The sequence below is a fragment of the Paracandidimonas lactea genome, assembly GCF_021653995.1.
Lineage (GTDB): Bacteria > Pseudomonadota > Gammaproteobacteria > Burkholderiales > Burkholderiaceae_B > Allopusillimonas > Allopusillimonas lactea.
The window spans coordinates 254,745-267,140 of record NZ_JAJJOZ010000002.1; the positions used below are offsets into that span (position 1 = coordinate 254,745).

The 12,396-nt window shown below is 60.8% G+C and carries 13 protein-coding genes; 12 read left to right on the top strand and 1 reads right to left on the bottom strand.

Annotated features, from left to right (window positions below; genetic code table 11):
- The first annotated feature begins 27 nt into the window (after window positions 1–27).
- The 6 genes from soxA (at window position 28) to LOL23_RS05155 (ending at window position 4,812) form a co-directional block, all read left to right on the top strand.
- Window positions 28–852 carry a sulfur oxidation c-type cytochrome SoxA gene (gene soxA / locus LOL23_RS05130; protein ID WP_202411663.1) on the top strand — a complete coding sequence of 275 codons (825 nt, stop codon included), beginning with the start codon at window positions 28–30 and terminating at the stop codon, window positions 850–852.
- 12 nt (window positions 853–864) lie between these two features.
- Entirely contained in the window at window positions 865–1,518 is a 654-nt protein-coding gene (gene soxX, locus LOL23_RS05135) for a sulfur oxidation c-type cytochrome SoxX (RefSeq protein WP_160978478.1), read from the top strand.
- Window positions 1,519–1,543: 25 nt separating this feature from the next.
- Complete coding sequence (locus LOL23_RS05140; protein ID WP_160978476.1) at window positions 1,544–2,065, top strand: TlpA disulfide reductase family protein; 522 nt, start codon at window positions 1,544–1,546, stop codon at window positions 2,063–2,065.
- Window positions 2,066–2,139: 74 nt separating this feature from the next.
- Window positions 2,140–3,849, top strand: a complete 1,710-nt coding sequence (gene soxB / locus LOL23_RS05145; RefSeq protein ID WP_160978660.1) for a thiosulfohydrolase SoxB — start codon at window positions 2,140–2,142, stop codon at window positions 3,847–3,849.
- A gap of 33 nt (window positions 3,850–3,882) precedes the next feature.
- Complete coding sequence (locus LOL23_RS05150; RefSeq protein ID WP_160978474.1) at window positions 3,883–4,326, top strand: DsrE family protein; 444 nt, start codon at window positions 3,883–3,885, stop codon at window positions 4,324–4,326.
- A 168-nt stretch (window positions 4,327–4,494) separates the two neighbouring features.
- Complete coding sequence (locus tag LOL23_RS05155; protein WP_160978472.1) at window positions 4,495–4,812, top strand: YMGG-like glycine zipper-containing protein; 318 nt, start codon at window positions 4,495–4,497, stop codon at window positions 4,810–4,812.
- Here the strand turns inward: LOL23_RS05155 and LOL23_RS05160 are convergent.
- Window positions 4,797–4,985: a hypothetical protein gene (locus LOL23_RS05160; RefSeq protein ID WP_237173247.1), complete on the bottom strand. Its 189-nt coding sequence runs from the start codon at window positions 4,983–4,985 to the stop codon at window positions 4,797–4,799. The two genes, LOL23_RS05155 and LOL23_RS05160, sit on opposite strands and share 16 nt — an antisense overlap.
- Window positions 4,986–5,276: 291 nt before the next feature.
- Between LOL23_RS05160 and LOL23_RS05165 the strand changes: the two genes are divergently transcribed.
- The 6 genes from LOL23_RS05165 to LOL23_RS05190 all read left to right on the top strand — a co-directional run bounded on the left by LOL23_RS05165 (window position 5,277) and on the right by LOL23_RS05190 (window position 12,355).
- Window positions 5,277–7,055 carry an acetate--CoA ligase family protein gene (locus LOL23_RS05165; RefSeq protein ID WP_237173327.1) on the top strand — a complete coding sequence of 593 codons (1,779 nt, stop codon included), beginning with the start codon at window positions 5,277–5,279 and terminating at the stop codon, window positions 7,053–7,055.
- Between the two features lie 197 nt (window positions 7,056–7,252).
- Window positions 7,253–7,714: an Lrp/AsnC family transcriptional regulator gene (locus LOL23_RS05170; RefSeq protein WP_160978658.1), complete on the top strand. Its 462-nt coding sequence runs from the start codon at window positions 7,253–7,255 to the stop codon at window positions 7,712–7,714.
- A gap of 336 nt (window positions 7,715–8,050) precedes the next feature.
- On the top strand, window positions 8,051–9,265 hold the full coding sequence (gene metC, locus LOL23_RS05175; protein WP_160978466.1) for a cystathionine beta-lyase: 1,215 nt from the start codon (window positions 8,051–8,053) through the stop codon (window positions 9,263–9,265).
- A gap of 136 nt (window positions 9,266–9,401) precedes the next feature.
- Window positions 9,402–10,358, top strand: coding sequence for a Bug family tripartite tricarboxylate transporter substrate binding protein (locus tag LOL23_RS05180; RefSeq protein ID WP_160978464.1), 957 nt, complete (start codon window positions 9,402–9,404; stop codon window positions 10,356–10,358).
- Window positions 10,359–10,379: 21 nt separating this feature from the next.
- Complete coding sequence (locus tag LOL23_RS05185) at window positions 10,380–10,868, top strand: tripartite tricarboxylate transporter TctB family protein (RefSeq protein WP_202411660.1); 489 nt, start codon at window positions 10,380–10,382, stop codon at window positions 10,866–10,868.
- Window positions 10,868–12,355 (top strand): tripartite tricarboxylate transporter permease, encoded by a 1,488-nt coding sequence (locus LOL23_RS05190; protein ID WP_160978462.1) that lies wholly within the window; start codon window positions 10,868–10,870, stop codon window positions 12,353–12,355. The genes LOL23_RS05185 and LOL23_RS05190 overlap by 1 nt, the downstream gene beginning before the upstream one ends.
- Window positions 12,356–12,396 lie beyond the last annotated feature (41 nt).

Below are 12,396 nucleotides of genomic sequence, written 5' to 3' on the forward strand. Positions count from 1 at the left end.
TGGGGCATAAACCAGGGAGTAGGAGACATGCGCATGAAACTGAGCAACGCCGCATTGATGGCGTTGGCCGCGGGTGTGGGGCTTGCCGCTCCCGCCGCCGCCGCGCCGCAGAGCACCGCTGATGGTATTGCGGAATACCGTGAAATGCTGGGCGAAGGCGGCAACCCCGCCGAACTCATCGAGATGACGGGCGAGGAACTGTGGGCCGAGAAGCGCGGGCCCAAGAAAGTGTCGCTCGAACAATGTGACTTGGGGATGGGGCCGGGCGTGATCAAGGATGCCTATGCCCATCTTCCGCGTTATTTCGATGATGCGGGGCGTGTCATGGATCTCGAAACGCGGCTGGTGCATTGCATGACCACGCTGCAGGGCATGAACGAGAAGGATCTCATCAAGAAGCCATTCTCGGGCCGTGGCGATTATGCGACCGACCTCGAGGCGCTGGTAGGTTATGTGGTCGGGCAGTCGCGGGGTACGCCGCTCGCCGTGCCGCAGGACCATCCGCAAGAGAAAGCGGCCTACGAACGCGGCAAGCAGATTTTCTATTTCCGGGGCGGGCCGTATGACTTCTCTTGCGCGTCTTGCCACAGCGTGGATGGCCAGCGCATTCGCCTGCAGGAACTGCCCAACCTGACCAAAGCGGAACCGGCGCGCGAGGCGTATACATCATGGCCCGCGTACAGAGTCTCCCAGGGTGCGCTGCGCTCTATGCAGTGGCGCCTGAATGACTGTGTGCGCCAGCAGCGCATGCCGTTTCTAAAGTACGGTTCGCAGGCGTCCATCGACCTGTCGATGTTTCTGGCGGTTAATGCCAACGGGGGCGATATGGATGCGCCCGGTCTGAAACGTTAAGCGGGGGCACTCATGAATAAATTCAACATCATGCCGTGTGCCGCGTTGGCCGCGACGCTGTGCTTGGCACCCGCCGCGCATGCCGATGAGCCGGTGACGGGAACCTCGCGCGAAGATGTGCTGGCCGTACTCAAAGCATCGTTTGAGCCCAAGGGCATTGCTGGCATGGACAGGCTCGATCAGTCGGCCATGCAGCAAGCCTGCTCGAAGGCGGAGATGACACGCACTGCGCTGTCAAAGGAAGAGGCTGCGAAGATTACGAAAGAAGCGCTCGCGTCTGTGAAACAGCCTGCCGATGGCCAGTATATGGGCGATTGGAAGGCCGGCGAGAAGGTTGCGCAGAACGGGCGCGGGCTGCAGTTCAGCGACAAACCGGGCGGCGTCAATGGCGGCAACTGCTACGCCTGCCATCAAATGACCAAGGCCGAAATATCTTTCGGCAACATTGGCCCCTCGCTGCTGCACTATGGCAAGCTGCGCGGATCTTCCAAGGAAATCGTGCAGTACACCTGGAACAAGATCTACAACTCGCATTCTTATGCGGCCTGTTCGACGATGCCGCGTTTTGGCGCCGCGGGGATCCTCACCGAGGCGCAGATCAAGGATGTCATGGCCTTGCTGTTCGACCCGGCTTCACCCGTAAACAAGGATGGCGGCACGCAATAGCCAGACACGCGGACACGATATGAGCATGTGGAAATCAGGTTGGTCGGCGAGCGTTCCTGCGCTGGTGCTGGCGCTGGGTGTGAGCCTGGTGACGGCCCCGGCGTGGGCCGCCGTCACGGTTGGTGACCAGGTCACGCTGCCGGAAATCAGGCTGATAGATGGCACGGTGCTGCCGACAGGGCATTTCAAGGGCAAGCCAGTCATCGTCGAGTACTGGGCGTCATGGTGCCCGTATTGCGCGCGCCAGAACCCATACATGCAGAAGCTCTGGCAGGCCGCGCAGGGTTCGGGGCTGGAGATCCTGACCGTAAGCATAGACCGCGTCGACAAAGACGCGGCGGACTACATGGGCAAGCATGCCTATACCTTTCCAGTCGCCATGGAAACGCCGGCATTGCGCGCGGTGCTGGGCAAGGTGAAAGTCATTCCCAATATTTATGTCATCGAGGCGGACGGCCGGGTGGCTGAGGTGATTCCCGGCGAGATGTTCGAGGAAGACGTGCTGGGCCTCATCAAGTATGCACCGCGCACGGCCAGCAAGCCCTGAGCGTTGCACGACAGCCCGGTCGGCGCCGCCGGCCTTCTTCGACCTTATTCAATACACAGGAAGTCGTTGTTATGATCAGCCGTCGTGAGTTTCTGCAAGTGCTTGGTATTGCCGCCGCGGGCGGGATGAGCTTTTCTCATTCCGCACGCGCGGCCGAGGCGGCTGCCGCCAGGTTTTATGATCTGCCACGCTTTGGCAATGTGCATTTTCTGCACTTTACGGACTGCCACGCGCAGCTGCGCCCCATCTACTTTCGCGAGCCTGGGGTCAATATCGGTTTGGGGGCCGCACTGAATCGGCCGCCGCATTTGGTGGGTGATCATTTCCTGGCGCACTACGGTGTGAAGCCAGGCAGCGCACAAGCCTATGCCTTTACGTGCGCGGATTTCAGCAATGCCGCCCGCCAGTACGGCAAGGTAGGCGGATTCGCGCACCTTGCCACGCTGGTCAAGCGGCTCAAGGCCGACAGGCCGGGCGCGCTGCTGCTGGACGGCGGCGATACCTGGCAAGGGTCGGCCACCGCGCTATGGACCGACGGCCAGGATATGGTGGATGCCTGCCTGGCGCTGGGTGTGGACATCATGACCGCGCACTGGGAGTTCACGCTAGGCGCCGAGCGCGTCGAGGAAATCATCGACAAAGACTTCAAGGGCAAGGTCGAATTCATTGCACAGAACGTCCAGACGGCGGATTTCGGCGATCCGGTATTCCCTTCGTATTCGCTGCGTGAGATGAATGGCGTGCCGGTGGCGATCATCGGGCAGGCATTTCCGTACACGCCGATCGCCAATCCCGGCTATATGGTGCCGGATTGGACCTTCGGCATCCGGGAGAGCGAACTGCAAGAGGTCATCGACGAAGTGCGCGGCAAGGGTGCACAGGCGGTGGTGCTGCTGTCTCACAACGGGATGGACGTGGACCTGAAGCTGGCATCCAGGGTGCGCGGCCTGGACGCCATTCTGGGCGGGCATACGCACGATGGCGTGCCCGAGCCGGTCATTGTGCAAAATACAGGCGGCAAGACGCTGGTCACCAATGCCGGGAGCAATGGCAAGTTCTTGGGTGTGCTGGATTTTGACGTGAAAGATGGCAAGGTCGCCGATTTCCGCTACAAGCTCCTGCCGGTGTTCGCGAACTTTCTGGATGCGGATCCTGAGATGGACGCGCTGATCGGCAGGATGCGTGCGCCGTTTGCAGACAAGCTGGCGGAAAAACTGGCCGTCACCGACGACCTCCTGTATAGGCGCGGCAATTTCAATGGCACCTTCGATCAACTGATTCTCGATGCGCTGATCGCACAGAAGGACGCGCAGATTGCGTTCTCGCCCGGTTTTCGCTGGGGTACCAGTCTGCTCCCTGGATCGGACATCACCATGGAACACCTCATGGACCAGACTGCGATCACCTACCCCCACACGACGCTCACCGAGATGCCGGGCAGTCAGATCAAAGTGGTGCTGGAAGACGTTGCGGACAATCTCTTCAACCCGGATCCCTATTATCAGCAGGGCGGGGATATGGTGCGGGTCGGCGGGTTGCAGTATGCGATTGATCCGCATCAGAAGGCGGGCCAGCGCATCAGCGATATGCGGCTGGATGGCAAGCCGATAGAGGCCGACAAAACCTACAAGGTGGCTGGCTGGGCGCCGGTGGCGGAGGGTGTCCAGGGCGAGCCCATCTGGGATGTCGTGGCCCGCCATCTGCGCGACAAAAAGACCATCTCGGCCGTCGCGCTGAACGAACCCTTGATCAAGGGCGTGGAGAACAATCAAGGCATTGCATGATGCAATGCTGCTTTTACAGGAGTAAGCCCTGATATGAACAAGATCGCTTCTTTTGCATTTGCGCTGGGCCTGGCGCTCTCGGGCGCACCCATGTTTGCGTCGGCGGCGCCGGGGGCGGGCGCCGCCGGCCAAGCCAAGGTCATCTATCACATCAACGATGCGGAAAGCCAGGCGCTGTCCGCCTTGCGCAATATGCGCAATCAACTCGATACCGCACCGGACACAAAGATCGTGGCGGTGACGCATGCGGACGGCATCGAGTTTCTGGAGACCGAGTACAAGGATGCCGCCACCGTCGGTCCGCTCATCGCGGGGCTGGCCGCGCGTGGTGTGACATTCGAAGTGTGCGAAATCACAATGAAGCGCAAGAACCTGAACAAGGATGACTTCGTGATGGAGGCGGAGTTCGTGCCCTCGGGCGTTGTGCGCATCACAGAATTGCAGGGCAAGGAGGGCTACGCGTACATCAAGCCCTGACGGGCATGATTTGGTAATCAAATTGCCATGAAATGATACAAAGTCGTTTCAAAGCCGTGCGCTGGTGTCAGGCTTTTTTCAGTGCGCTACAAACCCGCTGAAATCGCTTGTGGCGGATTGCCACAAGGCCTACGCTTCAGGCCGATGCCATTTGAACAGGAGCACGGCATGAATATTCGACAAAATCTGGGGCGTGTCACCATATTGAGCGTGATCGCGATTGCCCTGGCTGGCTGCGCCCCATACCATCAGCAGAGCCGCAAGACCAGCAATACGGTAATTGGCGCGGGCCTGGGCGGCGCCGCAGGTGCGGTGCTGTCTGGAGGCGACCCACTGACGACGGTGGGCGGCGCGGCGGCCGGCGGCCTGCTTGGCAACATCCTGACTGACGATGATCGCCGTTATGAGCGCCGCCGCTACTATGACGATGATTATGATGATGATCGCCGCTATCGCCGCCATCGCCGGCATTACCATGACGATTGATTGCCAAGGCCGCGCGCCAGGCGGGTGATGTCGGTGGCTTTTTCGGTGCTCAGGCCGGCCGCCGCATCCTCGCGGCGCATACGGCGTATAGGCTGGCTTCGGATGTAAGCGCCGATCTGCGCCCGCACCTTATCAACAAGCGCCTGATTCGAATTGCGGCTGGTCGTATCCATGCCGACAAGTTCGTCCAATCACTGACGGGCAGCCAATGCTTTTTCAACCTTGATTGAGCCCTTGATGCAACAAGAACGGCGACGGTGAAATGCCCTGCTTCGCCGGAATCTGGATTAAACTTATCATCGCCTGGGCTGAGGTGATTTTTTCTTCTAGTATTACAGGAGTACGGGCGGAAATATATTCCGCACTGCCTCGGCAGTAACAAGGTCTGGCGTTTTATTCCTCGTGCGTGCCACCAGGGTTCAACGCCATATCTTCATCACCCTCGATACAGAAACGTGGCAGTCATGGTCCTGTGCAATCAGATCGAACGCATTCTCAATCCTCGTTCGGTGGCGGTGATCGGCGCGTCTGGCGACTCTACAAAATGGGGCGACAGTGTGCTGGCCCTGATACGTGACGATGCCATGCTCAAGGGCCATATTGCGCTGATCAGCCAGAGCGAGGCACTGACAGGCGCCATGCTGGCGCACGCCTACGATATCGGCGCAGGCTTCAGTTTCTGCGTGTCGCTGGGCGATCAGGCTGACCTGGAAACCTGCGATTTTCTCGAATACGCCATTGCGGACGCCAACACCAAGGTGATGGCGCTGTATATCGAAGGCCTGAAGAACCCCGCACGGTTCAAGGCGCTGCTCGAGGCCGCCAGGCGGGCAGGCAAGCCGGTGCTGATCACCAAGGCCGGGCGCACGTCGTCAGGCGCCCGCGCCGTGCATTCGCACACCGCCAGCATGGCGGGCGCCTATCAGTCCTTTCGCGCCATGGTCGAGGGCCAGGCCGCCACCATCATCGACGACCCGCTGCAACTAGTGGCCGAGGCGGCCGTGTGGGATGCGCACCGGCCCATGCGAGGCGCCCGCGTTGCGGTGTTCTCCAGCTCGGGCGACGGCGGAGTGCTGGCTGTGGATGCGCTTGAGGACGCTGGCCTGATGGCAGCGACACTGTCTGACACCGGCGCACTGGCCCTTGGTCGGCTCGCTTCGTTGGCGACGGCCAGGCTGCCCCTCGATATTGGCGCAGTGCAAAGCAGCTTGCAGAAGACGGTGCACAGCGATAGTTGGCTCCAGGACGTGCTGGCCACCGTTATGGACGATGCACAGGTGGATGCTGGCCTGTACCTGATGACCACGCAGCCCGACATGGAGGGCGTCGCCAACGCCTTCGTACAGGCGCAGCACGCCAGCGCCAAGCCGCTGGTGTTTATCAACGCAGCGAGCAGTTGTGGCATCGAGGCCGTGGCGCGGATCAAAGCGAGCGGGCTGGCCCACTTCGCCAGCCTGCCGCAGGCCGCGCAGCATTTGCGCCATCGCTACCGCTACGCCAGCCACTGTGCCGACTTGGCCAACCCGGGGTCGTTGCCGCGGCTCGATGCGCAGGCACTTGAAAAGACGGTGGCGAAGCTGCCCGCTGGCATTGTGTCCGAGCCGCAGACCAAGGCGCTGTTGCATGCGGCGGGTGTGCCTGTCGCCCTGGGCCGGGTCGCCACGTCGGCGCCGGATGCCGTGGCGGCGGCGGAAAGCCTGGGCTACCCGGTGGTGATGAAGGTGGTGTCGCCGCAGATCACCCACAAAAGCGATATCGGTGGCGTGCTGGTGGGTGTGCGCACTGCCCAGGCCGTGCAAGAAGGCTTCGAGCGTATCCGCGGGGCGGCGGCTCGCGTTCCGGGTGCTCGGTTCGATGGCTGCCTGGTGCAGCGGATGGCTACGTCCGAAGCGGAACTGTTGGTGGGTACACACTGGGATGCGCAGCTGGGCGCGTTTCTTACCTTCGGGTTTGGCGGCACGCTGGTCGAACTGCACCGCGATACTTGCCTGCTGCCTGCCGACGCCGGCCCCGCGCAGGTGCGGCGTGCCTTGCCATCGCTGCGGCTGCATCCCACTCTCACCGGTTATCGCGGCCGGCAGCCGGCCGACCTGGAGGGCCTGGTCGACGTTATCTGCCGCATGGGCCGGCTTGCCGTTTATTTTGGTGAACGGCTGCAGGAATGCGAAGTCAATCCTTTGATGATCAACGGCGCGACGATCGTGGCCGCTGATGCCCGTGCTGTCTGGAAACCATGTCGATGACCCTGATCTCTTGCAAAGTCCGCAGCAACATCGCCCGCATCTGCCTGTATCGCCCCGAGCGGCACAATGCCATAAATACGCCTATGCAGCGCAGGCTGGCCTGCCCCACATAGGCAAGTTGAAGCGTCTGATGACGAGGCTGGGTGCCATAGATGGCTTCGTCGCTTATACATTTCATCGAGGATACTGTGGTTGAAATCGACAAAACCGACCGTGCGATACTGAAGATACTCCAGGAAGACGCCACGATTTCCATTGCGTCGTTGTCCGAGCGCGTAAATCTGTCGAGCACGCCATGCTGGCGGCGCATCCAGCGCTTGGAAAAAGAAGGCGTGATCAAAAAACGCGTGACGCTGCTGGACGCTGAGAAGATCAACGTTGGGGTCACCGTATTCGTTGCAATCAGGACGCAACAGCACAACGACAAGTGGCTGAAGAAGTTCAATGACGTTGTCACCGCCATGCCCGAGGTCGTCGAGTTGTACCGCATGAGCGGCGAGAACGATTACCTGCTGCGTGTGGTGGTGCCTGATATCAAGGCCTACGATGGCGTGTACAAGCGGTTGATCCGGGATATGGACTACCTGGACATTAACTCCAGCTTTGCGATGGAACAAATCAAGTTCACCACCGCGCTGCCGCTCGATTACACCGCGTGACCGAGCAAGGCATACGCCGCGGCTTCGCATCGAGGCGCGCCCGTATGGCGCGCATCACCGTCGCGGCGTGATGGCGCTTTGACGAGTTTCTGCGCGCGAAGCAATGGACAGAAAAGATCGCGCGCTGGATGTGATTTCTCGTGTTTCCGTGCGCCTGAAGCAATGGTTGAATGATTTTTTTTATATCGTTCCAATCGCGGAATAATTTTCTTCGAACGGCGTTCAGGCAAGTGTATTTTGACAAAAATCACCCAGGCCGCACATCTATACTGAACTTGTACTTTTCGCCGGGCCGGCATGGTGCCGTCCCGCGGCCCACACCATACAGGTTCTGCCATGAAAGAATGCACGCGGCTCGTGAATGCCGGTCGGGATCCCCAACGGTTTGAAGGCGTCGTCAATACGCCTGTTGTGCGCGGCTCGACGCTGCTCAGCCCCACGATGGCACATTGGCTCGACAAGCAGCACCGGCAGGCCGATGACGAGTTCGGCGTCAGCATTTATGGCCGTTTCGGAACTGCCACGCATCATGCCCTGCAATCGGCGATTTCGGAACTCAGCGGCGGCTACCGCTCCTTGCTTTATCCGTCGGGGCTGGCCGCTGTTGCGCACGTGCTCACCGCGCTGGTGTCGTCAGGCGATCATGTGCTGCTGACCGACAGCGTATATTCGGCCACTACGCAGTTTCTGGCGCGTACGCTGCAGCGCTTCGGTGTTAGCGTGACACGCTACGATCCGCGCATAGCGGGAGGTGTTGCCGCGCTCATCCAGCCTAACACCCGCGTCGTGTTTGTCGAATCGCCCGGCTCCGAAACCTTCGAGATGCAGGACATACCCGCCATTGCGCAGGCTGCGCACGCGTGTGGCGCCTATGTGGTGATGGACAACACTTGGGCGACGCCGCTGTTCTTCAAGGCATTCGAGCATGGCGTCGATGTGGCCATCCAGGCTGCCACAAAATATATCGTGGGTCATTCCGATGCCATGCTCGGTGTGGCAACCTGCAATCGCGCCACCTGGGACTTGGTGCGTGCAAGCTCGCAAGACTATGGTCAAACGTGCAGCCCCGATGACGCGTTTCTGGCGCTGCGCGGGCTGCGTACCATGGGCGTGCGGCTGCGCCAGCACTGGGCGTCGGGGGTTGAGGTGGCGCAATGGCTTGAGAGCCGGCCCGAAGTGGAGCGCGTACTGCATCCTGCCCTGCCCAGCCATCCTGGCCACGCGCTGTGGAAACGTGATTACACCGGCGCGCCTGGCCTGTTTGCCATGGCGCTCAAGCCTGTGCCAGAGCCGGCCCTGCACGCATTCATCGACAACCTGGCTTTGTTCGGCCTGGGGGTGTCATGGGGCGGCTATGAAAGCCTGGCGCTGCCATTCTCGCCCGTTGGCCGCACCACCACCCAATGGCCCTACTCAGGCCCAGGCGTGCGCCTGCATATCGGCCTTGAAGACCCGGCTGACCTGATCGCCGATCTCACGCGCGGGTTTGAGGCAATGGCCGAGGCTGCGTACGGGCACCGCAATCTTGATGTTCTGGCAGCAAGTGCATGAACCTGCTTGCTTAATTGCGTGACATGAGGCTGGCGCGCCGGAGATCAATGCCATTGACACGCCTTGTAGGCCAGCTTACTCTGCCGACAAATATTCCAGAACAATGGCCCGCCACACGGGCCCGGAGGAGATCACAATGCAAGTAGGCCATTGGTTGAAATCGTTGGCGCTCGCGGCGGTATTGTGCACAGGCGCAGCGCACGCACAGGTTAGCGTCATGCTGCCCGCCAATCCTGGTGGCGGCTGGGACAGCACCGGGCGGCAGGCCTTCCAGGCCATGAATAAAGCAGGCATTTATACCGGCACGGTAAATTTCACTAATAAGGGCGGCGCGGGCGGTACCATCGGCTTGGCCGATTTCCAGCGCTCGCAGCAAGGCAAGCCCGATGCCTTGGCCGTGTTTGGCGCTATTACAGTGGGGTCCATCACGCTGAACAAGTCGCCGGTCGATCTCAGCAAATTCAAGCCTGTTGCGCGTCTGACCGCAGAATATCTGGTGCTGGCGGTCAAGGCCGACGCGCCCTACAAAACGCTGGGCGAGTTCGTGTCGGCGCTCAAGCAAAATCCCGGCGCTACCGCGGTGGGCGGCGGGTCGGCAGGGGGCGTTGACCATATCGCCCTGGCCTTGCTGGCCAAGAGTGCGGGCGTTCCTGTGCCATCGCTGAACTACATTCCGCAGGCCGGGGGCGCGGATACCGTCATTGGCATCGTCAACGGAACACTCAAGGCGGGTATTTCAGGCGTTTCCGAGTTCCAGCAATTCGCCAAGGATGGCCGTATACGCATCCTCGGCATTACCACGGCCGAGCGCATGAAGGCGCTGGCCGACGTGCCCACATTCAAGGAAGCAGGGTACGACGTTGAAATCGCCAACTGGCGCGGCATTCTGGGGTCGGTGGACATGCCCGAAGCCAACTACAAAGAGTGGGTAGCGCGCTTTACCAAACTGAATGACAGCGACGCCTGGAAGTCAGTGCTGAAGACGCAAGGTTGGGAGGCCTATTTCCTGGCGGGAGAACCTTTCGGCGCATTCATCCAAAGCGAAAGTGCCCGCATTAACGCAATCCTGAAAGATGCAGGCCTGAGCAAGTAAGCCGCCGGCATGGGCACAGGCATGTCGATCGCATTGCTGCGCAAGGGGCCGTGGTGGTTGGGGCTGGCCGTGATGCTCATGGGGGCGGTGTGCCTTTATGCGTCATCCGAGCTGGCCGCCACCGCGCAATACGCGGCCATCGGCCCTGGCATGTTTGTCACCGGGGTGGGTGCCGGCCTGATCGGTTTGGGTGTATTGCTGTTGCTCCAGATCGCACGCGGTGAAGTATTCGAGCCCGAAGATGCGGAGCACGCCATACCCGGTCAGCCCATGGACAAGCGTGCATTCTGTACGGCATTGCTGGCGGCCATTGTGCCCGCGCTGACGATTCAAACCTTGGGTCTGCCGATCACCGCCATGCTGTCGTTCATGCTGGTGGCGCGTGCATTTGGCTCCAAACGCCTTGCCTCTGATCTTGTCGTCGGTCTGGTGCTGGGCATTGCAAGCTGGTTTCTGTTTGGTCGCCTGGGCCTGCAACTGGGCGGCTTCTTCCCACTGGCGGGTGTGTAATGGATACGCTGGCGCTGCTGATGCAGGGATTCGAGGTGGCGCTGACGCCCGCCAACCTGCTGTGGGCGCTGGTAGGTTCACTGTTGGGCACCGCTATCGGCATTTTGCCGGGCATCGGGCCTGCGCTGACGATTGCCTTGCTATTGCCAGTTACCGTATCGGTAGGGCCGGTATCGGCCTTCATCATGTTTGCGGGAGTGCTGTACGGCGCCATGTACGGCGGGTCGACCACCTCGATTCTGATCAACACGCCCGGCGAGGCGGGGTCAATGATGACGGCGCTCGAAGGCAACAAGATGGCGCGAGCGGGGCGGGGTGCCGCGGCGCTGGCGACGGCGGCCATTGGCTCTTTCGTTGCGGGCACTATCGCGACCATTGCCCTGACGTTTGCGGCGCCTGTTGTGGCGGAGTTGGCGTTTTTGCTCAAGCCCGCCGATTATTTCGCGCTTACTGTTCTTGCATTCACATCGGTGGCTGTGGTGATGGGGGCGTCACGGGTGCGTGGGTTCGTGTCACTGTTTATCGGCCTGGCCCTGGGCGTGATCGGCATTGATGCCATGACCGGGCAGCCGCGCATGACATTCGGCCTGCCAGCGCTGCTCGATGGCGTCGAACTCACGGTGGTGCTGGTGTCGCTGTTTGCCGTGGGAGAAATCCTGTACGTTGCCAGCCGCTACGTCCAAGGGCAGGACGAAATCATACCCATCAAGGGTAAGGCGTTCATGACACGCGACGACTGGCGACGCTCCTGGAAGCCATGGCTTCGGGGTACTGCCATAGGCTTCCCCATTGGCACAATCCCGGGTGGCGGCTCGGAAATTCCGACCATGCTGTCCTATACGCTGGAAAAGAAGCTGTGCCGAAACCCCGATGAGTTCGGCAAAGGGGCGATCGAAGGGGTAGCCGGGCCCGAGGCGGCCAACAACGCCTCGGCGGCCGGCGTCCTGGTCCCGCTGCTGACGCTGGGCCTGCCTACCTCGGCCACGGCGGCTATCCTGCTGGCGGCATTTCAGAATTATGGCTTGCAGCCTGGGCCATTTTTGTTCAGCAGCAAACCGGAGCTGGTCTGGGGCTTGATTGCTTCTCTGTACATTGGCAACGTTATGCTGCTGGTGCTGAATCTGCCCTTGGTGGGCATGTGGGTGAAGCTCTTGCAGATTCCACGGCCGCAACTGTACGCGGGTATTCTGGTGTTCGCCGTTATTGGTATCTGGGGGGTATCGGGCTCCGTGTTTGAGCTGGGGCTGATGGCGGGCCTGGGTGTGCTCGGCTATGTGATGCGAGTGTATGGCTTTCCGATCCCCCCCTTGCTGATTGGCCTGATCCTGGTGCCGCTGGCCGAAACCCAACTGCGTACTGCGCTGGCTGCGGGCCAGGGCAAGGTGTCGGTGTTGTTCGAAACCCCTGTTTCCGTGTCGCTCCTTCTGCTGGCTTTTCTTTTCCTGTTCGTACCTGCGCTGCTCAGCCGCCTGAAGGCGACAGCGTAGCGATTTAATGTCGATACGTTTGACTTGAAACAAGATACCCT

Coding starts and splice junctions, on each gene's coding strand:
- soxA (WP_202411663.1), top strand. CDS start 28: ATGCGCATGAAACTGAGCAACGCCGCATTGATGGCGTTGGCCGCGGGT.
- soxX (WP_160978478.1), top strand. CDS start 865: ATGAATAAATTCAACATCATGCCGTGTGCCGCGTTGGCCGCGACGCTG.
- LOL23_RS05140 (WP_160978476.1), top strand. CDS start 1,544: ATGTGGAAATCAGGTTGGTCGGCGAGCGTTCCTGCGCTGGTGCTGGCG.
- LOL23_RS05150 (WP_160978474.1), top strand. CDS start 3,883: ATGAACAAGATCGCTTCTTTTGCATTTGCGCTGGGCCTGGCGCTCTCG.
- LOL23_RS05155 (WP_160978472.1), top strand. CDS start 4,495: ATGAATATTCGACAAAATCTGGGGCGTGTCACCATATTGAGCGTGATC.
- LOL23_RS05160 (WP_237173247.1), bottom strand. CDS start 4,985: ATGGATACGACCAGCCGCAATTCGAATCAGGCGCTTGTTGATAAGGTG.
- LOL23_RS05165 (WP_237173327.1), top strand. CDS start 5,277: ATGGTCCTGTGCAATCAGATCGAACGCATTCTCAATCCTCGTTCGGTG.
- metC (WP_160978466.1), top strand. CDS start 8,051: ATGAAAGAATGCACGCGGCTCGTGAATGCCGGTCGGGATCCCCAACGG.
- LOL23_RS05180 (WP_160978464.1), top strand. CDS start 9,402: ATGCAAGTAGGCCATTGGTTGAAATCGTTGGCGCTCGCGGCGGTATTG.
- LOL23_RS05185 (WP_202411660.1), top strand. CDS start 10,380: ATGTCGATCGCATTGCTGCGCAAGGGGCCGTGGTGGTTGGGGCTGGCC.
- LOL23_RS05190 (WP_160978462.1), top strand. CDS start 10,868: ATGGATACGCTGGCGCTGCTGATGCAGGGATTCGAGGTGGCGCTGACG.